We start from the raw sequence: 19,753 nt of genomic DNA on the forward strand, positions 1-19,753 counted from the left end.
ATAGTTTTTATGCTAGATGAAATGCGTGAGGAGTGTGGGGTATTTGGCATAAGTTGCAACCAAAGTGCTGCTTTTAACTCTATACTTGCTCTCCACGCTTTGCAGCATAGAGGTCAAGAGTCTTTTGGCGTAGCAACCAGTAACAACGATAAGCTGCACTCTTATCACTTTCAAGGTCAAGTGAGTAGCGTATTTGATGATATAGATGAAATAAAGAAATCCTTACCTGGAGATTGTGCAATAGGTCATGTTCGATACTCAACAAGTGGTAGTAAATTTGGAGTGCAGCCCATGTTTGGCAAAAGTGGCAAATTTGGGGATTTTGCCATAGCACATAATGGTAATTTAATTAATATTTCTCCGATACGCAAACAATTAATTAAACAAGAGTGCGTTTTTCAGTCAGATATTGATACAGAAGTAGTAGTGCATCTGACAGCAAGCGGTGAAAAAGATAGCTTCTTAGAGAGTTTTATATATGCATTAAAGCAAATACAAGGTGCTTATTCTTTTGTGGCAATCAATCAAGAAGTAGTTATTGGAGTACGTGATCCGTCTGGAATCAGGCCTCTTGTTTTAGGAAAGTTAAACGGTTCTTACGTTCTTGCATCTGAAACTTGTGCTCTTGATATAGTAAATGCAGAGTTTGTTAGAGAAATAGAACCAGGTGAGTTAGTCACCATTGATCGAAATGGTAATCTAGCTTCAGCATTTCCTTTCCCACAGCAAAAATCAAGTTTTTGTATTTTTGAATACGTTTATTTTTCAAGACCAGATAGCATAATGGAGAATAGGTCCATATATGATATAAGAAAAGAAATAGGAAAAATACTTGCAGAAGAGAGCCCACCAAAAAACAATGTAGATATGGTTGTACCAATACCTGATTCTGGAATACCTGCAGCTATTGGATATGCAAAGCATTCAGGATTACCTATGGAACTGGGAATAATTCGTAATCATTACATAGGAAGAACTTTTATACAACCAACCGCTGAAGTACGTAAAGTTAGAATAAAATTAAAATTCAATGCTAATAAGCACACTTTGAAAGGTAAAAACATAATTTTAATAGATGATAGTATAGTGCGTGGTAGTACGTTAACAAATATAATAGTTATGCTAAAGGATGCAGGAGTAAAAGAGATTCACCTCAAAATTTCAAGCCCACCAATTAAGCATTCTTGTTTTTATGGAATAGATACACCAGAGTGCAAAGATTTAATTGCTGCAAATAAATCTGTAGAGGAAATTAAGGAAGTTATAGGAGTAGATAGCCTAGCCTTCTTGAGTATTGATGGACTATATCAGGCTGTTAAAGGAGAGGTGCGTAACAATGCTACACCACAATATTGTGATGCTTGTTTCACTGGTGATTATCCGATTGGCAAATAATCTACGTAAGATCACTGGAGCTCAGATCTTAAACCGCCAAAATTTCTCTTGGCCTTTACTAATTCCGATTCTCGGGGTGCAAATATAATCTGGTTTGAGGTGAGATTCATAAACACAAAATTTGTGGCTTATAGTAAGGTCCTGTTTGTTATGTTCTTTTGTAATATTTAATCTTTTACACAATATTCCTGGCCCACCTAAATTTGCTTCAAGCGGTTCAATGAGCTTTAATCCTCGTATTAACACTGCTGCTGGTAATCCTTCTGCTTCTGTTACAATATTTAGACAATAGTACATCCCATATATAAAATATACGTACGAAAATCCCGGCATACCAAACATTACTGAAGTTCGATTAGTATAGCCTCTTGCCGCGTGACAAGCTGGGTCATTCATTCCTATATAGGCTTCAACTTCGGTTATTACTCCACTAAAGTTAGAAAATTTAAGGACTTTTCCCAATAACTCTCCAGCTACAGTTAAGGTCGGCCGCTCGTAGAAATTTCTTGGTAGTATTATGTTGCTCATTATAAGAGTATAAGTTACTTGCAGGTGCAAGCAACTTATACTAATTATTACTTTTGTTTTTTCTTACTTACTCATTTGAGCAGCAGGAGCTTGATGCTTTTGTGTTGTGCTCTCTGTTACATCTGTTGAAAGTTGCTCCAAGATTTTACTTCTTCAGAACTTTGTTGTAATTGTGTTTGTGGCAATTGTGATGCTAATGCTTCATGTAAAGGCTTTGCTTCATATTGCCTTCCCACTTTTACTTCTTGGTTTGCACGTAACTGTTCTTCAGTTACGCCATTACCCTCGATGGGCTTTATAGTACCATCATCACTAATGAGGATTTTAATTTTGCATTCTTGTCCATCAACATACCACTTTAGAGCCATTTGATATGATCCATTAGCCACTTCATAAATTCTTGCCCCATCCTTATCAATTTGGCAACGTACCCCCCTTGTTTTTTGGTCAGGTAGTAGCAACGTAACTGTCTTTACATCGTACTTTTTGCACATATTACCACTTAGAATATCATGCAAGTTTACTTCTTTTATATAATCGTTCAGCGCAATTCTTATGACAGGCTTAACACTGTTATCTATATTTTTAGTTTCTCTTAATTTTATAAGCTTTGCATCAATATTTTTAGATATCTCTTCTTCAATTTGTTTAGCAGCTTTGCCTACAATTTCCCGACCATGATATTTGGTCTCCTCAGCAGTATATCTATACATACCATCGCTATTCTTATGAACATGAGGTTTCACTATTACTTTATTAGTAGTATTCGTAGAAGGGTTGTTCTGATCTACAAAGAACCTCTTCCATGTTTCTTCATCATCAAGAGTGACGTACCTACATTTATCCTTATTCGGTATTGACCCAGATACGCTACCAGCAGCAATATTTTGATCAACAATCAAAGATACAGTTTCATTACTATCTAACATGTATGCCTCCATTATCCTTAATACACAAATGTCAACATACGAGCATTATCTCAATTAGTCAATATAAATTATGACGTTTAATGTTGAAAGCTCAAATACTCCTTTGCTTGATCGGTTAGAACGCGCCCTCTTGGTGTGCGCTTTACAAAACTAATTTTGATTAAATAAGGTTCTACTGTTTCTTCAATATTGCCAACATCTTCGGATAGCGCAATAGATATGGTGTCAATTCCAACAGGGCCTGAAGTGTTGAATAAAAATCTTAGATAATTCATATCAAGTTTATTGAGTCCCATTTTATCTACACCTAATTTTAGTAATACAGAATCAGCGACTTCATAAGTGATTTTTTTATCATCTTTCACTTCAACAAAATCCCTTATTCTTCTGAGTAACCTCAAAGCAATTCTTGGAGTACCGCGCGCACGGCAGGCAATTTCCCGTGCAGCACCCTCTTCAATTTCAGCAGAAAGAACTCTTGCGCCTCTTTTTATAATATCGACTAGCTCCTCAAAAGAATAAAACTCAAGATGCAAAGGAATGCCAAAACGATCTCTGAGTGGCGCAGAAAGTAATCCAAGCCGTGTAGTTGCTCCAATTAGCGTAAATGGTGGTAGATCTATCCTTAAAGTGCGAGTAGATGGACCTTCACCTACTAATATGTCCAAGCAAAAATCTTCCATAGCAGTATATAAAACTTCTTCGATGCTGCGATTTAATCTATGGATTTCGTCGATAAATAGGACATCTTTTGCATTTAAAGTGGTAAGCACTGCGGCCAAATCTCCAGCTTTACTGAGCAATGGACCAGAAGTTGCGCGGAAGCTGACCCTTAATTCTTTAGAGACAATTTGTGCTAAAGTTGTTTTGCCAAGTCCTGGAGGACCGTATAATAAGACGTGATCTAAGGCTTCAGTTCTCGTCTGTGCAGCGTTTATAAACACTTTTAAATTTTGTATTAAGTCTTTTTGCCCGACAAAATCATCAAGTTGCTCAGGCCTGATGTTGATATTGCGCACATCTTCAGTATATTCTTTACCGCACGATATTGATTTCATAGTATTGAAAGCTCCTTAAGCGCTATGGGAATAATATCCTTAGTGTCCAGATTTGACGATTTGTCTTGTATTTTCTTTATCGTATCATAAGCTTTCACTTTTTCATATCCAAGATTGATCAATGCTGAAAGGGCATCTTCATTAATTGGATTAAAGTTATTGTTATTTATTTCTAGTTTACTCACTTTGCCACTCAATTCAGTGATGATTCGATTTATGAGTTTCAGGCCAAGTCCACTCATCTTGAGTGCTACTTTATCCTCATTCATAATTGCCAAAAATAGCTGTTCTGGAGTTAATTTACTCAAAATTGACATTGCAGTTTTATAGCTAACGCCGCTTACTTTGACAAGCAACCTCAAGCACTGCTGTTCTTCTTCGCTTATAAAACCATATAGCTGAGTAGTGTTTTCTCTGTTATTTGCATAGGTTTCGATAAGTAATTTGATTCTACTTCCAATTGCACAAGCACTTAAAGTTTTGGCTGAAAGATACACCATATAGCCAACATCATTCACATTCAGGATTATGTGATCACTGCGCACTTCATCAACTATTCCGCTTAGATTTCCTATCATTTTTAACACTATATAGAGTTCAGTTTAAATACTCCCGGATCTTAGGTCAAGCAAACGAACATTATAACAGGGAAACGTGGCTAAAAAACCACTTGACAAACTCCGCCAGCCCCCTTATCATAAACACTGAAGCTATTTATTTATCTTCTCTGTACAGATTAAATGACAAAAAAACTCACGTATCTGGCGTATCATGTTTAATTTTTTGCACTATGTGCACCTTATGTCTTATAAAATTTCTACCTACATAAGCTGAAACGCGCTTATAAAGCGTTTAAAACATAAAAAAACGCCAACTTAAAAAATGGATAGTGAATAACTAGCTACCCTAGGGTTTCTTTTGCCTTTTTTTCTGTTTAGTAAATTTCTTAACGTTTATAATTTAGATTAGTTGCGGTTTAAAAGTAGCTGAATCGCGGTTATTAAGTGTTTAGAATAAAAAAACGCCATACTTGAAAGTATAATGTAAGTAATTAGCCAATCATGGGGCTTTTTTTGCCTTTTTTTTCGTTTGGTAAATTTCTTAATGTTTATAGCTAAACGACAACCGTCATCCCGCTGCTTGTTAGCGGGATCTATGCTAAGAGATACCGCGGATGAATCGCGCGGTATGACGGTTCGTGGTGGCATCTCGTCATCCCGCTACGTGTTAGCGGCTAAGAGATACCGCGGCGGTATGACGTCTTAGCCATAGATTACCTGATCTCACCATCTTTCCGGTTGTTTTATACATAATTCTCGGATTTTGAAAGTTCACTTTGAATAAATTGCTCATATTCTTTATCCTCTAGTTCTTCAAAAATCTCAGGATAATGTTTACTGGAACGAGTAATTATTGAAATTAGCTCTTGCTTTGTTTTTCTTAGTAAAACCTTTCAAAGAGAGTCTGTTCATCTGGGCGCGCAGACGATCGATACTCCTTTCTATCAAGTGCAACCAAAGCAAAACCTGTTGCAGCCATATGCTTACATGGACCATAATACACAAATGCAGGACAGGAACATGTTCCACTCAAAAGAGGACCATCGTGCTTTAGTGTTACTCGATATACATTTGATCCAACTACCTTTGATTTAGCTTGAGATTCATTAACAGATATAATCTGTACCTTTCTTTTGTCAAAATAATCCCTTCCTCTGGAGCGGTAGGGTTCTTTGATAAGACCTGTGATATCTTTATAATACAGTCTCATTTTTACCTCCTTTAAAACCCTCAATTTTCTAATATATCCTTTCTTCCATAAAAATTTATTAACTCACCACAACTTTTATATGGCCCTGCGGACAATTTTATAGTGCTATAGCTAACTCAAGAAAGGTTTCCCTACGTCATACCGCGATTCATTCCATAACTGTATGAACATTCATTTTTGAAGGTAAATTGCACAGCAAATGGTGTCATGAAAGTAGCTGACACTGGAATCCAGCCTTGCCGTAATCTCATCAAGAACGTTGTGTTTTAACATAAAACGGCTACTTTTATACTTACCAACTTAATAAAATTCCTGGATCCCAGTGGGCTTTGTTGCATCGCTACTTATGAAAGGCTAACTATAATTAGGATTATAAGCAACCTATTGAAAATCTTGTTTTTTTGCAATCAATCTGATCAAATTTAAGAATAGTAATTTATTATTTATATTAATAAATTTAATTCTATTGAAAATAGCTAAAGCATTGAAATTCTTGAATTTTAGCCGGATTAGTGAGTGGTAGTGAAATTTCTTTTACTCAAATTTAGGTATTCACTGACCGTTCTTGTTATAAATACCAGAATAATAAGCTACTGATATTCTCCACCTTTTTTATCTTTAATCCATTATAGCTAGCGATGCAACAAAGCCATCCCAGTGCTTGACACTGGGATGACAAGAAGAGGGTACTTGGATAAGAGGCATTGCCCTCCTGGTAGGCCCAAATTGCAATGTCCGTACAGTTATGGATTCATTCGCGGTATAGATTCCGCTAATGAGTAGCGGAATGACGAATTTGTTGTTTTTCAAATTGTAGGTAAACCTAAGCCACTTTAGCTATATATAATAGAATTTCGCTTTCTACTATCTTTCCAGTTGTTTTATACATAATTCTCGAATTTTGAAAATTTGCTCCATATCTAATTTCTCACTTGTATAAAATTTGTTTTCTTACTTCGAGACCTAATCTACCACAACTTTTATATGGCGTTTCTTTCCTGCAGATAATTTTATAAATGGCTGATCTTTAAAGCTTTCGAAATTTATTACATGATCAATATTGTTTACAACATTATCATTAATCTTGCATCCGTTGCCCTGTATTAAACGCTTTGCAGCGCCTTTTGAAGGTTCAAAACCGGTGTCATGTAGTAGGTCTACTAAGGATATGCCGCTTGCAACTTGTTCTTTTTTTATGATGTAATCAGGAAGTAGTGAGCTATCTTCATTCTCAAAAGCAGAAATTGCAGCAAATTGTGCAAGTTCCGCTTCTTTGTCACCATGACATATTTTTGTCACTTCTGTTGCCAAGACCTTTTTTGCTTCATTTATTTCTTGATCCTTTAAAGACTCTAATTTTCTAATCTCATCAATTGGCACATCAGTGAGCAATCTTAAAAAACGTCCAACATCTTGATCATCAACGTTGCGAAAATATTGCCAGTAGTCGTAAGGCTTTAGCATATTATCATCAAGCCACACTGCTCCACTTTCAGTTTTGCCCATTTTTTTTCCTTGTGCATTTAATAAAAGAGGCATGGTAAGGCCAAATAGCTCAGGTAAATTCAACTTTTTTCCAAGTTCAATTCCGTTTACTATATTTCCCCACTGGTCTGACCCTCCAATCTGCAGACGACAATCATATTTTTTGTTTAATTCAATAAAGTCGTAAGCTTGCAATAGCATGTAATTAAATTCCAGAAAGCTTAAGGTTTGCTCTCTATCCAGCCTGGTTTTCACACTATCAAAACTTAGCATACGATTTACAGAAAAATAAGCTCCTATATCACGCAAAAAATCTATGTATTTTATGTTATCCAACCAATCTGCGTTATTTACTATCATTGCACCAGTCTTGCTGTCATTAAAAGACACCATTTTCTCTAATATTCTCCTTATACTGGATGTATTTTGATTGATGTTCTCTACAGGCAAGATGCTTCTTGCTTTATCTTTGAAGGATGGGTCACCAATTTTTGTTGTGCCACCTCCAAGTAAGACTATCGGCTTATAACCAAATTTTTGTAGGTGACAGAGCATCATAATCTGAATTAGGTGACCAGCATGAAGACTTGGTGCTGTGCAATCAAACCCAATGTATGCAACTATATAATTGCTCTGCAATAATAATTGATCTAGTCCTTCAATGTTTGTGCATTGGTATAGGTACCCTCTTTCTTGGATGAAATTTAAAAATTCAGATGCGTGTTTCATTTTATAAACCCCAGTCTATCCTGTCATTAATGCTGAAGGTAACCCTAATAGAGAAGCCAGTGCCCAGACACTGGAACTTAATTATAAACAAGCACACTATACAACGTTTTCGATGAAATTGCATGAAAAACTGGATTCCAGTGTCAGCTACTTTCATGACACCACTACCTGTGCAGGAGTTGCCTTCAAAATTACAACGTTTGTGCAATTGTGTACCAGCTATCTGGATAATCAATTCCATAACTCTTCTATTTTATAATACTCCCTTACTTCCGGCCTGAATATGTGAACCATTATGCCTTGAAAATTCAAAACCACCCAATTGCCTTCATCCATACCTTCTACATCTATTTTATCATGTGGCTTGAGGCTTTTTATTACGTGCTCAGCTAAAGCTTTAACGTGACGGCTTGAATCACCAGATGCAATAATCATATATTTTGCAATAACGGTTTTATTCTGCACATCAAAAGTTACTATATCATGACCTTTATTTTGATCTATTATCTCTTCAATTGTACTTCTTATCGATTTCATATCGCTAAGCATTGTTTACAGGTTATATGATTCATTTATAATTATATACTCAAAATTTCTAAATATGAACTATTTTCAACCGTTAAAAAGGTGTTACCTGCATCTATTTTATCATCATGTTTTTAGCATGTACAATGTATATACTTTTATGTATAATTGAGAATAGCTTTTTACTAGTATTCATTATGGGCAAGACTCTCATCTACTTAATCGGCTTTCCAGGTAGTGGTAAGTTTACTACTGCAAAGGAACTGTGTAAAATCATTGATGCGGTGATAGTAAGCAATAATCTATTCAATAATATTATATTTGATATTGTTAAATTACAAAACGCTGAAGTTCCAGATGACCTATGGGAAAAAATTTTTGCAGTTAGGGAAAATGTATTAGTAATACTGGAAAAACACTACGTAAAATCAAAACATTATATATTTACAAATGAATTGATAGAGGGTGATCCCTATGACCAAAGATTATATAACTCAGTGGTAAATTTAAGTAAAAAAATGGACATGGAAATTTTTTCTGTAGTATTACATTGTAATAATGAAAAACTAGTAAGACGTGTCCAATCAGAAGAGAGATATCAGGAAAATAAAATTACTGATCCGGATTTTGCTATAAAGAAAATTGAAGGGAAAAGGCTATTTATACCTGAGGGTTCGCTTGAAATTGATAACTCGAACTTGAGTGCAAAGGAAGTTGCAAAGAAAATTGTTGAAGAGATGAAGAAAGAAAAAAATGGAAAATTAATTAAAACTTCTGTAACAAATCATTTAAAAACAGAGCGTACTCGTGGTTGAGCAGAAAGATAAGTACCGTCCTTGTGTTGGCATAATGCTATTTAACAGACAAGGACATGCCTTTATTGGAAAACGCTTTGATAGCGATTCTTACTGGCAGATGCCACAAGGAGGTGTTGATGATGGTGAGGAACTGGAACAAGCAGCGTTACGTGAGTTGCTAGAGGAGGTTGGTACTAATAAAGTAAAGGTTATAACTAAAAGCAAGGATTGGATATACTACAACTTGCCTGAAGAAGTTATACCAATATGCTGGAATGGAAAATATTCTGGTCAAAAGCAAAGGTGGTTCTTAATGAAGTTTTGCGGAGAGGATGAGGACATTGATATTAATTATACTGGTCATCCAGAGTTCAAAGAGTGGCGTTGGCAAGGTATAGATAGTTTAGTAGCCAGTGCTATATCATTTAAAAAAGAAGTTTATAAAACAGTGATAGAAGAGTTTTCTTCTATAATAAAAGCCTCAACAATAAGCTCATGATAGTAGATTCTCATTGCCACTTGATTTATTTTTCTGACGATGAAATACCAAAAGTAATTTCAAGGGCAGAGCAAAATGGTGTAAAGGTTTTGCATAACATATGCGTAAGCATTGACGATGTTCCTAAGTTATTAAAAATTTCTTCATCCTATGATCAGGTCTACTCCTCTGTTGGTATACATCCGCTTGATGCTGCTATAGAAAATGGTGAGTGTATACATGTTGATGAATTAGTTGAATTTACCAAGAACCAAAAGGTAATTAGTATCGGTGAAACCGGGTTAGATTTTTATAAATCTGACAACAAAGACAATCAGAAAAAAAGTTTTGCATTACATATAGAAGCGTCAAGAATAACTGGACTACCTTTAGTTATTCACACAAGAAGCGCTGATAATGAGATGATCGATATGTTAAGGTCAGAAATGAAAGCCGGTGCTTTTAGTGGAGTAATGCACTGCTTTGCTTCCTCTAAAGAACTTGCTTATCAATCTATAGATTTGGGGTTATGCATTTCATTTTCTGGAATTATTACTTTTAAAAATGCGAGCTTACTAAGAGAAATTGCACAAAATGTACCATGCGAGCGTGTTTTAGTCGAAACTGATGCACCATATCTATCACCTGAGCCTTATAGGGGAAAAAAGAATGAACCAGCAATGGTGAAATACGTTGTTGATTGTTTGGCAGAGTTGTGGAATGAGTCACCAGAACAAGTAGCGAAGGTAACCACAAGCAACTTTTTTAGGCTGTTTGAGCTATAAAGAAGTTCTATAAAACCATTAATTTGCTTATGAACCTAAAGATTTCACCAGCTCTCTCACCGAGTTTACAGACTTATTAAACATTTCTTGTTCACTATCATTCATTTTAACTTCTAGGATCTTTTCAATTCCGTTTTTTCCAATAATTACAGGAACACCAATAAACAACTCTTCTACACCATATTCACCATTAAGGTAAGCAGCACATGGTAATATGCGCCTCTTATCTTTTAAATATGATTCTAACATGCATATAGCTGAAGATGCAGGAGCGTAGTATGCAGATCCAGACTTAAGCAGATCAACTATTTCTTTACCGCCATTGCGAGTGCGTTCAACTATTTCATCGACTTTTTTCTGTGTGATAAGACCCATATCGATAATTTGAGTAAGTGGAACTCCAGCAACTGAAGCACAATTGATTAGTGGTACCATAGTGTCGCCATGTCCTCCAAGCACAAAAGCAGATATATCTTCAACTGAGATATTTAACTCACTTGCAAGAAAGTAACGAAAACGGGAAGAATCAAGCACTCCTGCCATGCCAACAATCATATTAGTTGGAAGGTTTGAAAATTTATGCACCACTGAAACCATGGCATCCAAAGGGTTGGTAACCACTATTACAAACGCGTTTGGAGAATATTTTTTAATATTTTCGCCAACCTCCTTCATTACTTTAGCATTGGTTTGCAGGAGGTCATCCCTGCTCATTCCAGGTTTTCTAGCGATGCCAGCGGTTATTATAATTGCATCGGAGTTTTTTATATCTTCATACCTATTTGTGCCAGTAATATTGACATTAAATCCATCAATAGGGGATGATTCTGCTATGTCGAGTGCTTTACCTTGTGGTATTCCATCACTAATATCAAGTAAAACAACATCACCGAGTTCCCTTAGTGCAATCATATGGGTGAGAGTTCCACCGATATTTCCTGCACCGATTAAAGATATTTTTTTTCTTTGTACTGTCATTTTCTACTCCTTTGTATTTACTTTTATGGTTTTACCTTCCCAAGGCGATAAGCTATCAAACATACGAAAATCTTGCGGTAAATCTATAGGATTATACACAACCTTTTTTGTCTCTATATCATATCTTACTTCCTCATAACCAGTGAGAGGGAAATCTTTTAACATTGGATGACCTTTGAATCCATAGTCTGTTAGAATCCTACGCAAATCAGGGTGATCAGAAAACTCTATTCCATACATATCAAACACTTCACGCTCAAACCACAAAGCCGTACTAAATATCTTCGCTACACTTGGAGGCATGTCGCTTTCACATAACTGAAGCTTTATGTGTACTCTAATATTATGCACAATGCTGAGCAGATTGTATATTAGCTCGAAACGCTTCTCTCTATTTGGATAGTCAACCCCAAAAATATCAACTAATAGTTCAAACCTACACTTTTCATCATCACGTAGAAAGAATAGGTGCTTTTCAATTTCATCTAAAGTTGAATATATTACAATAATGCCATCATCTTTTTGAATGCACTCGCATTTGGTCTTTTTTTGTATATACTTTGCAGTTTTATCCATTCCGAGTCCGTTTTATTTTGTTTTGTAGGCATAGCATTCCATATAGCAACGCCTCAGCGGTTGGTGGGCATCCAGGGACATACACGTCAACTGGCACAATTCTATCACAGCCTCGGACCACTGAATAAGAGTAATGGTAATAACCACCACCATTTGCACAACTTCCCATGGAAATAACATACTTCGGGTCTGCCATTTGATCATAAACCTTGCGCAATGCTGCTGCCATTTTATTAGTTAGTGTGCCAGCAACAATCATCACATCTGATTGACGTGGGCTTGCACGAAACATTATACCATATCTATCAAGATCATAACGGCTGGATGCAGTATGCATCATCTCAACTGCGCAACATGCAAGACCAAATGTCATTGGCCACAATGAACCAGACCTTGCCCAATTCATTACATAATCTGTTAAATCACCAAATTTAGTGACAAGAAACCCTTCTTTTTTATAACGACCCCAGTCATCATTAGATAGAATTTGATTTGTCATAAACTACTCCCACTCTAATGCACCTTTACACCATTCATAGATAAAACCTATAGTGAGTATTGCAAGAAATACCATCATAGACCAAAATCCACCATAGCTTATCTTAGATAAAGAAACAGCCCAAGGAAAAAGAAAAGCAATTTCTAAGTCAAATATTATAAATAATATTGAAACTAGATAAAATTTAATGTCAAAATTTTTTCTTGCACTGGATAGTGGATTGAAGCCACACTCATATGTGGAAAGCTTTTCACCATCTGGCTTACTCACTGCAAGAAACATAGGCAATATACCTAAAGCAAAAGATACTACAATTGATACGCAGATAAAGATTACTATGGTTAAATATTCGCTCATTTAACAAAACATATAACACTATGAGTTTACATGCTTTCCTAACTTTTTACCACCTAAAATATGCACGTGAAAGTGTGGTACAACCTGCTCTCCATTTTCACCGTAGTTAGTGACTAATCTATATCCTGTTTTTTCTAGATTATATTTGTGTGCTATCTCTCTTACAGTTTTGAAGAAATCCGCTATTTCCTCTTCAGGAGCTTTTAGAATGAAATCATCATATGAAATATATTGATTTTTTGGTATAACTAAAATATGAACTGGTGCGTCAGGGTACTTATCATGAAAAGCTAGTACATTTTCATTTTCATGTACCTTCTCACAAGGTAACTCACCTCTTAATATTTGAGCAAAGATGTTATCGCTATCATAAACTTCATTGCTCATATTTTAAGAGCGACCTTTCCCTCTTTCTTCGTTTTTCTCTACATTAGGTGTAGATAGTGGTTTTATCGCTTCACCAGAAGCATCTTCAAGATTTAAAGAGCTTACAAGTTCCCTTACTTTTACCATGTCCTGCTGTTCTTTCAAAAAGGGTTCTATTCCACTTACCCTTTTTCCAGTAATAACTCCTGGTTGTAAGTGATACATATCCCCAGGAACAGTTAGACTATGATGTCTTTCCTCTATTTTTTTAGCTTCACTCATAATACTCCCCTATAACTTATTTTTGCATTCCACAACTTTGCGACTTACCTGGCTTTATAGCTTCTTGCGCCCATTTTTTCTCACCTGAAGCTATAGTTTCTGAAGGCTGACCAACATCAGACTTCACAACTTTGTCTGATGACTGCTTTTGATTATCATATTCCTTATACAATTTTTCTGCAATACCATTCAGCAATTTTAAGTCTGTATGAATTTTAAATTCTCCACCAGTAATTCCTGCCAGCTTCTTAAGGTCGCCATTAATGCTATCAGCAATTCCTTGAAGAGCAAGCTTTTTTATCTCCTCTGGACTCTTTCCTTTATTTTTAGAGTCAGTTTTAATGTCTTCAATTATTTTTTTAACATCAACTTCAATTACAATTTTATTTTCTTCTCTAAAAATAGTTACATTCGGTAAATCTTTTTTTATTTTATCTAATTGCTCTGGGCTCAAATAAGGTATATCTCCCGTAAGAGTCCTTGATGCTAAAAAACTTACCTTTCCTGTCCCTTTCTTTTGCTCTGTTATTTGTACGCCAAGATCCTTACTAGCTTGTGTGGTTTTTATGGGTGGATCATATTCTTCATGTGGGTTGCCAATAATAGAACGTCCGCCATTTTTTATGTCGTGCCGCATTTCATCCCAGGACTTAAACCAATTCTTTGGCCATATAGGGTATATTGCACCCTTGACTAGGACTTTTACACCTCTACCCAGAAAACTCCCTACTCCCGAAGCTGCATTACCAACTTTAGCTAGTATAGAAGTAGATTTTTCATTTTCTCTTGTTAACATACATACCTCCAAGGTACTTTCTATAACTAAATACATTTTAATTATAGACGAAAAAATTTAAACTTCTATATCCATTATAAGATAGAATTATAGGGATTGCAACCATTATTTGCACATTGTCTAAAACATGTAGTATTCTCGCTACTTTTATTGTTCAATTTATTATAAAGAATACTCTAAATTATGTTTAAATGGAACACAAATAATATCATTGATGCAACTGGCGGAAGAGACGTAAATGGTTGTAATTGGATACATAGCTCAAATATTTCAACGGACACAAGAAGCATAAAAAAAGGTGATTTATTTATTGCACTCAAGGGAAGGAATTTTGATGGCCATAATTTTTTGCATGAAGCGTTTTTAAAAGGGGCTGTCGCTGCAATAGTAAGTGAGGGTAAATATAAAAATTTCCCTCTCATTATTGTACAAGATACCCTGAAAGCTTTGCACGATATGGCATCATACTACATTAGAAATGTTCTTATTGACGCTAAAGTTATTGCAGTTACAGGCAGTGTCGGAAAAACCACTACAAAGGATATGCTACACACTGTTTTATCGCAATATGGAGTGTCCCATGCAAACGAAGGTAACTTAAATAATAATATAGGGTTGCCTTTGACAATTCTAAAAGCTCCAAAAAACTGCCAGTACTTAATCCTTGAAATGGGAATGAATAAAGCTGGTGAAATAAAAGAATTATCAAAGATTAGTAATCCAAATATTGCAGTTATTACCAACATCGAACCTGCACATACTGAAAATTTTTCATCACTATTTGACGTTGCACAAGCGAAGTTAGAAATTCTGTATGGTATGAAAAATAACGGTACTTTGGTTTTAAGCAGAGATAATAAATATTATGATTATCTCTCATCACACGCCAATAGAAATGTAATAAGCTTCGGTAAAGATAAAAATGCTGAAGTTTGTTTACTAAACTTAATAAGAAACGATGAATCTTCTGTCATTTCAGCACTATCTTCTGTCATCCCAGTGCTTGACTACTTGGATCCAGGAAGTTCAATTGCAAATGAGCATATCAGACGGTTGTATAATAAAGACTGGATTCCAGCGTCACGCGCTGGAATGACATCAAACCGAGTTGCTAATAGATTAAGTTTAAAAATCAGGCTGAGTGATAATCAAATTATAAACTGTAATTTACGTGTACAAGGTGAGCATTTTGCTTATTCGCTACTTGCTGTTGCAGCAGTTGTGCAAAGCCTCGGACTTGATTTATCAAAATTACCACTTGCACTTAAGAATTTTAGTGTAGCGAAAGGTAGAGGCAATATTCATAAGATCAAATACAATAGAAAATATATACATTTAATTGATGACTCCTATAACGCCAGCCCTGCTTCGATGAAAACTGCAATAAAAACTTTGAGTACATATTCTAATCAGAGAAAAGTAGCTTTGCTTGGTGATATGTTGGAACTTGGTGATGAAAGCATAGAGTTTCATACAGATTTGGTTAAGATTATCACAGAAAATAATATAGATAAAGTTTATACAGTTGGTAAATTTATGTTAGAATTGCATGAGCTTTTGCCAGATAATATAAGAGGCACACATTTTAATGATTCTAATCAATTGAAAAGTGATTTAGCTAACATTATTCAGAATAATGACGCAATTCTAGTTAAAGGCTCACGAGGAATGAAAATGGATCTTATTGTACGGGAATTCGTAATAAAATATTAAGCGAAATCATTGTATTAATTTACAGTAACAAATTATTAGGAACTTTAATTGTGACAAAACGTGTAATTATTTTTGGTGGAACGGGGTTTATAGGGAAACACATCGTAAGACGCTTGGCAGCAGAAGGATATTTAATAAAGATATTCACTCGTAATCAGGAAAAAGCTGCTTGTTTAAAATTGTGTGGCAATTTAGGACAAATATCAATATTTAAAGGCGATTTTTTTGATGAAAAATCAGTTCTGGATGGTATGGAAGAATGTGATGTAGCTATAAACTTAGTGGGAATATTATATGAAGCAAAAAAGCACGATTTTTACGCTGTTCACGTTAAAATAGCTGAAAGGATAGCAAAAGCTGCAAAAATGAAAAATGTACCTATGATGATACATTTTTCTGCTATGGGAATAGAAAATAGCAAGTTGTCAAAATATGCCAAAAGTAAATTGGAAGGTGAAAAAGCTGTAACTTCAGCATTTCAAGAAGCAATAATAATTAGGCCAAGCCTTGTATTTGGTAAAGAAGACAACTTCTTTAATAAATTTGCAAGATTAGCAACTATTCTTCCTTTCTTACCACTAATTGGCAATGGAACAACTAAATTTCAGCCAATATGTGTAACAGACTTAGCTGAAGTGGTATATCGTATTATCAGTTTTAATAAGCAAGACAAGAAAATTTATAACATGGGTGGACCAAAGGTTTACTCTTTCAAAAGCTTATTGAAGTTTATTCTGAATGTTACTAACAGAAAGTGTTTGTTGGTCAATGTATCTTTTCCAATGGCAAAGTTAATAGCTTTCTTTTTAGAAAATAAAATTATTTCTATGCTGCTAAAACCAATAACCGGAGATACGAACCCTATGCTTACTCAAGATCAGGTGAAAGTTATGATGAATAGTTCAATCGAAAAGTCAGTTGACCTTGAAACAATGAAGGTTCGACCATTAGCAATTGAAAATGTGGTGCCAGAGTACTTGAAGATTTATAGAAAGTATTGATAAAAGAGTGTGCCCGGTGGGATTCGAACCTACGACCCACAGCTTAGAAGGCTGTTGCTCTATCCAGCTGAGCTACGGGCACACAACATATATAAAATGCTTCTTAGTACAAGTGAAGTCAAGTACTTCGTGTGAATATGATGTTTATCTTGCGACACCTTGTCATTGCAGTTGTGTGTCGCGCGCTGCCAAAATTGGATGCGAGAAGTCTATTTATTTTAGAAAATATTATATAGAAACTTACTTGACACCCTTCGCCAGCGCCCTTATCATGATAGTGAAGCTATTGTATTTGCTTTCGCCAATCTGCAGATTAAAAGGTAAGGATTACTTAATGTATCGGCGTCTTATGTTCAATTTTTTGCAGTATATAGATACTGTATGTCTTTACAAAACTTCATCTACATCTAGATTTTTATCTAAATAAGCTGAACGCGCTTATAAAGCGTTACAAGACATCAAAAAATGCCAATACTCGACAGAGATAGTAAAAGACTAGCTAACTCGGGGATTCTTTGTCTTTTTTCTGCTTAGTAAATTTCTTAAACATTTGCAGCGTAAGTTAGTTGCAATTAAAAGCGGCTGAATCTCGCTTGTCAAGCGTTTAAAACATAAAAAACGCCAATATTTTAAAGCGGATAATAACCCCAGGGTTTCTTTTGCCTTTTTTTTCATTTGGTAAATTTCTTAATATTTATAGCTAAACAACAACCGTCATCCCGCTACGTGTTAGCGGGATCTATGCTTTGAGATACCGCGAATGAATCGCGGTATGACGGTGTAGATGATGGTTAAGTAATTCGTCATCCCGCTGCTTGTTAGCGGGATCTCTTGTTAGCGCCGCGGCGGTATGACGTAGGATTGTTGTCATTCCGCTACTTGTTAGCGGCTGAGATACCGCGGCGGTATGACGGTTCGCGGCGGCATAGTAATTCATCATCCCGCTGCTTGTTAGCGGGATCTAGAGATACCGCGACGTCTCACCTATAGCCTTCAGTGCTCCTTTTTTTGTCATCCCAGCGTCACGCGTTGGTTTCAACATTATATCATGAACTTTCTAAAATTCATTGAACTGTGCTTTCAAACGGTAGTGCCGGGGTGTGAGTATAACGATTATCAGTATATAAAAGTCATAGCAGATAGGCTGGAAGCAGCGAGCGCTGGTGAAGTGAAACGAATAATATTCAATATGCCTCCGCGCTCGATGAAGTCCATGTGCATAAGCGTTGCGTGGCCCGCATGGATACTGGGAAACCAACCAACTGCGAGAATAATAGTTGCAAGTTATTCTCAGCGGCTCAGCGAAAAGCACTCGCTCGACACCAGGTGCGTGATGCAGTCTAGTTGGTATAGAGCGCTATTTCCAGAGATAGAACTATCCAAAGACCAGAATACCAAATATAAATTTCAAACAGTGCAGAGAGGATACAGAATCGCAACATCAGTTGGTGGAACACTAACTGGTGAAGGTGGTGATTTTATCATTGTGGACGATCCGCTCAGTTCTGCTCAAGCTTTGAGTGAAACGCTTAGAAAGCGTGCCACAAACTGGTTTGATCAGACTTTAGTAACCAGGCTGAACGATAGAAAAAAAGGAGTCATCGTTCTTGTAATGCACAGGCTACACCAGGAGGACTTAACTGGACACCTTCTCTCCAAGCCAAAAAACATATGGCATCATATTTGTTTGCCAATGATTTCTGAAAATAAGCAGGTTATTTATTCAATCAAAAAGCCAATACCTCCCGTTCCTATCATCCGAGTAGCTCAGCACTGTGCGACCAGGCGATTATATAATAAACCAGCGTCACCTGTAAGGATATTATATTCAAGAGAAGAAGGTCAGTTGTTATATCCCCTCGATGGAGGAAAAGAAGAAGTTGAGATAATAAAAGCTGAACTTGGGAGTTACGCTTTTGCTGCTCAATATCAACAAAACCCTCTGCCGCTTTCAAGTGGTATAATTAAACCAGAGTGGTTGAAACGCTATAAAAAATTTCCTGATAATCTCTCGCATATAACACAAAGTTGGGATACTGCGGTTTCAACAAGTAACATGAGCAACTTTAGTGTCTGCACCACCTGGGCAAAAATAGATAATAAATTCTATTTACTCGACGTATATCGCGCAAAGCTTGAGTATCCAAAGCTTAAAGAACAGGTTTTGTCACTAGCTGCAAGATGGACGCCACACGCAATTTTAATCGAAGCAAAAACAAGTGGTCAACAATTGGTGCAAGAGCTAAAGACAAACAGTGATTTACCGATTATTGAAATAGTGCCACATGATGACAAGCTCACTCGATTTCATCAAATTGTTCCGATTATAGAGTCTGGCAAGGTTTTTCTGCCACATCAAGCAGTATGGCTGAACGATTTTGAGTATGAGATTTTAATGTTTCCTGAAACGCGCCACGACGACCAAGTGGACAGTACCGTGCAATATTTGCAGTGGGTGAGAAACAGTACCTCCAGGGTTGCAGTTATACGAGCATTGTGATTTGAGTCTACCAGTACTGGGATGACAGCTAGGAGACAACCGTCATCCCGCTACTTGTTAGCGGGATCTATGCTAAAAGATACCACGGCGGTATGACGTAGAACTGCTGCTTGTTAGCTGATGAGATACCGCGAATGAATCGCGGTATGACGGTTCGCGGCAGCATGACGGTAAGCTCGTCATCCCACTACTTGTTAGCGGGATCT

22 protein-coding genes and 1 tRNA gene are annotated in these 19,753 nt (G+C 36.2%); 7 read left to right on the forward strand and 16 right to left on the reverse strand.

Translation table 11 applies throughout. The annotated features are described in order from the left end of the window. Nucleotides 1-9: 9 nt before the first annotated feature. Entirely contained in the window at nucleotides 10-1,395 is a 1,386-nt protein-coding gene (gene purF / locus WHA_RS04995) for an amidophosphoribosyltransferase (RefSeq protein ID WP_015589386.1), read from the forward strand. Between the two features lie 21 nt (nucleotides 1,396-1,416). On the opposite strand, the gene WHA_RS05000 is transcribed toward purF, so the two are convergent. The 8 genes from WHA_RS05000 to rsfS all read right to left on the reverse strand — a co-directional run bounded on the left by WHA_RS05000 (nucleotide 1,417) and on the right by rsfS (nucleotide 8,443). Next, nucleotides 1,417-1,923, reverse strand: coding sequence for a DNA-3-methyladenine glycosylase (locus WHA_RS05000; RefSeq protein ID WP_015589387.1), 507 nt, complete (start codon nucleotides 1,921-1,923; stop codon nucleotides 1,417-1,419). A 116-nt stretch (nucleotides 1,924-2,039) separates the two neighbouring features. Next, a complete protein-coding gene (locus WHA_RS05005) occupies nucleotides 2,040-2,852 on the reverse strand; it encodes a hypothetical protein (RefSeq protein WP_015589388.1) in 813 nt (270 codons plus the stop codon). Nucleotides 2,853-2,929: 77 nt separating this feature from the next. Next, nucleotides 2,930-3,910, reverse strand: a complete 981-nt coding sequence (ruvB, locus tag WHA_RS05010; protein WP_015589389.1) for a Holliday junction branch migration DNA helicase RuvB — start codon at nucleotides 3,908-3,910, stop codon at nucleotides 2,930-2,932. Beyond that, complete coding sequence (ruvA, locus tag WHA_RS05015) at nucleotides 3,907-4,488, reverse strand: Holliday junction branch migration protein RuvA (RefSeq protein ID WP_015589390.1); 582 nt, start codon at nucleotides 4,486-4,488, stop codon at nucleotides 3,907-3,909. Before ruvA ends, ruvB begins: the two co-directional genes overlap by 4 nt. 862 nt (nucleotides 4,489-5,350) lie before the next feature. Then, a complete protein-coding gene (locus WHA_RS05020; RefSeq protein ID WP_007548583.1) occupies nucleotides 5,351-5,680 on the reverse strand; it encodes an SWIM zinc finger family protein in 330 nt (109 codons plus the stop codon). A 963-nt stretch (nucleotides 5,681-6,643) separates the two neighbouring features. Beyond that, nucleotides 6,644-7,894: a tyrosine--tRNA ligase gene (gene tyrS / locus WHA_RS05025; protein WP_007548582.1), complete on the reverse strand. Its 1,251-nt coding sequence runs from the start codon at nucleotides 7,892-7,894 to the stop codon at nucleotides 6,644-6,646. Between the two features lies 1 nt (nucleotide 7,895). Next, nucleotides 7,896-8,135: a hypothetical protein gene (locus WHA_RS05030; protein WP_041573543.1), complete on the reverse strand. Its 240-nt coding sequence runs from the start codon at nucleotides 8,133-8,135 to the stop codon at nucleotides 7,896-7,898. After that, complete coding sequence (gene rsfS / locus WHA_RS05035) at nucleotides 8,126-8,443, reverse strand: ribosome silencing factor (protein ID WP_015589391.1); 318 nt, start codon at nucleotides 8,441-8,443, stop codon at nucleotides 8,126-8,128. The genes WHA_RS05030 and rsfS overlap by 10 nt, the downstream gene beginning before the upstream one ends. Nucleotides 8,444-8,616: 173 nt before the next feature. On the opposite strand from rsfS, the gene WHA_RS05040 reads away from it, so the two are divergent. From WHA_RS05040 to WHA_RS05050, 3 genes are read left to right on the forward strand one after another with little or no spacing between them, the layout of a single operon-like run. Beyond that, nucleotides 8,617-9,234, forward strand: a complete 618-nt coding sequence (locus tag WHA_RS05040) for a DEAD/DEAH box helicase family protein (RefSeq protein WP_041573614.1) — start codon at nucleotides 8,617-8,619, stop codon at nucleotides 9,232-9,234. Next, on the forward strand, nucleotides 9,227-9,715 hold the full coding sequence (locus WHA_RS05045) for an RNA pyrophosphohydrolase (RefSeq protein WP_006279569.1): 489 nt from the start codon (nucleotides 9,227-9,229) through the stop codon (nucleotides 9,713-9,715). Before WHA_RS05040 ends, WHA_RS05045 begins: the two co-directional genes overlap by 8 nt. Further along, on the forward strand, nucleotides 9,712-10,479 hold the full coding sequence (locus tag WHA_RS05050; RefSeq protein ID WP_015589393.1) for a TatD family hydrolase: 768 nt from the start codon (nucleotides 9,712-9,714) through the stop codon (nucleotides 10,477-10,479). The genes WHA_RS05045 and WHA_RS05050 overlap by 4 nt, the downstream gene beginning before the upstream one ends. A 27-nt stretch (nucleotides 10,480-10,506) precedes the next feature. On the opposite strand, the gene mdh is transcribed toward WHA_RS05050, so the two are convergent. The 7 genes from mdh to WHA_RS05085 are packed head-to-tail and all read right to left on the reverse strand — an operon-like array spanning nucleotide 10,507 to nucleotide 14,333. Further along, a complete protein-coding gene (mdh, locus tag WHA_RS05055) occupies nucleotides 10,507-11,457 on the reverse strand; it encodes a malate dehydrogenase (RefSeq protein WP_007548577.1) in 951 nt (316 codons plus the stop codon). A gap of 3 nt (nucleotides 11,458-11,460) precedes the next feature. Further along, entirely contained in the window at nucleotides 11,461-12,033 is a 573-nt protein-coding gene (locus tag WHA_RS05060; RefSeq protein WP_007548576.1) for an NADH-quinone oxidoreductase subunit C, read from the reverse strand. After that, entirely contained in the window at nucleotides 12,026-12,532 is a 507-nt protein-coding gene (locus tag WHA_RS05065; protein WP_006279574.1) for a NuoB/complex I 20 kDa subunit family protein, read from the reverse strand. The genes WHA_RS05060 and WHA_RS05065 overlap by 8 nt, the downstream gene beginning before the upstream one ends. Before the next feature lie 3 nt (nucleotides 12,533-12,535). Beyond that, the gene (locus WHA_RS06800; RefSeq protein WP_006279576.1) at nucleotides 12,536-12,889 is read right to left on the reverse strand and encodes an NADH-quinone oxidoreductase subunit A; all 354 of its coding nucleotides are present in this window, start codon (nucleotides 12,887-12,889) and stop codon (nucleotides 12,536-12,538) included. Between the two features lie 18 nt (nucleotides 12,890-12,907). Further along, nucleotides 12,908-13,276 carry an HIT domain-containing protein gene (locus WHA_RS06805; RefSeq protein WP_015589394.1) on the reverse strand — a complete coding sequence of 123 codons (369 nt, stop codon included), beginning with the start codon at nucleotides 13,274-13,276 and terminating at the stop codon, nucleotides 12,908-12,910. 3 nt (nucleotides 13,277-13,279) lie between these two features. Further along, nucleotides 13,280-13,537 (reverse strand): hypothetical protein, encoded by a 258-nt coding sequence (locus WHA_RS05080; RefSeq protein ID WP_006279579.1) that lies wholly within the window; start codon nucleotides 13,535-13,537, stop codon nucleotides 13,280-13,282. Nucleotides 13,538-13,553: 16 nt separating this feature from the next. Next, nucleotides 13,554-14,333, reverse strand: a complete 780-nt coding sequence (locus WHA_RS05085; RefSeq protein ID WP_015589395.1) for a hypothetical protein — start codon at nucleotides 14,331-14,333, stop codon at nucleotides 13,554-13,556. 183 nt (nucleotides 14,334-14,516) lie between these two features. Here WHA_RS05085 and WHA_RS05090 point away from each other — a divergent pair, with 183 nt between their 5' ends. Next, complete coding sequence (locus WHA_RS05090) at nucleotides 14,517-16,046, forward strand: UDP-N-acetylmuramoyl-tripeptide--D-alanyl-D-alanine ligase (protein ID WP_015589396.1); 1,530 nt, start codon at nucleotides 14,517-14,519, stop codon at nucleotides 16,044-16,046. A 50-nt stretch (nucleotides 16,047-16,096) separates the two neighbouring features. Beyond that, nucleotides 16,097-17,047: a complex I NDUFA9 subunit family protein gene (locus tag WHA_RS05095; protein WP_015589397.1), complete on the forward strand. Its 951-nt coding sequence runs from the start codon at nucleotides 16,097-16,099 to the stop codon at nucleotides 17,045-17,047. Nucleotides 17,048-17,055: 8 nt separating this feature from the next. Here the strand turns inward: WHA_RS05095 and WHA_RS05100 are convergent. Then, a tRNA-Arg gene (locus WHA_RS05100) sits at nucleotides 17,056-17,129 on the reverse strand. Nucleotides 17,130-18,095: 966 nt separating this feature from the next. Between WHA_RS05100 and terL the strand changes: the two genes are divergently transcribed. Next, nucleotides 18,096-19,547: a phage terminase large subunit gene (gene terL / locus WHA_RS05105; protein ID WP_015589398.1), complete on the forward strand. Its 1,452-nt coding sequence runs from the start codon at nucleotides 18,096-18,098 to the stop codon at nucleotides 19,545-19,547. Nucleotides 19,548-19,753 lie beyond the last annotated feature (206 nt).

Origin of the sequence: Wolbachia endosymbiont of Drosophila simulans wHa (assembly GCF_000376605.1) — a bacterium.
Lineage (GTDB): Bacteria > Pseudomonadota > Alphaproteobacteria > Rickettsiales > Anaplasmataceae > Wolbachia > Wolbachia pipientis.